Genomic DNA, 241 nt, shown 5'->3' with positions numbered 1-241 from the left:
ACCCGAGCCCGAGCCCGCGGCATTGGCGCCCGCGCCAGCCTGCACGCCCACGCCGCCGCCGAGCAGCGGCGTCTGGACTTGTGCGCCGACGCCGGCGGAACCCTCAGCGCCCGTCTGGGCCGTTTGTGCGAAAGCCGCCGATGCGATTGCCGTCAGCGCGGCGCCAAGCAGAATCGTGCGAATCTTGTTCATGGTCATTCTCCCCAAAGACGTTGTTGCTGCGGGCCGCGTTCCGCGGCTG

Annotated in this window: 1 pseudogene; it reads right to left on the bottom strand. The window is 70.1% G+C overall.

Annotation, left to right across the window (positions count from 1 at the left end):
* Nucleotides 1-192: pseudogene (locus tag SB772_RS44955) on the bottom strand (hypothetical protein); the annotation flags it as partial.
* Between the last annotated feature and the right edge of the window lie 49 nt (nt 193-241).

The organism is Paraburkholderia sp. SIMBA_030 (assembly GCF_046535245.1).
Taxonomy (GTDB): Bacteria; Pseudomonadota; Gammaproteobacteria; order Burkholderiales; family Burkholderiaceae; genus Paraburkholderia.
The sequence above is the reverse complement of the archived record's forward strand: the minus strand, read 5'-3'. Positions and strand labels throughout refer to the sequence as shown.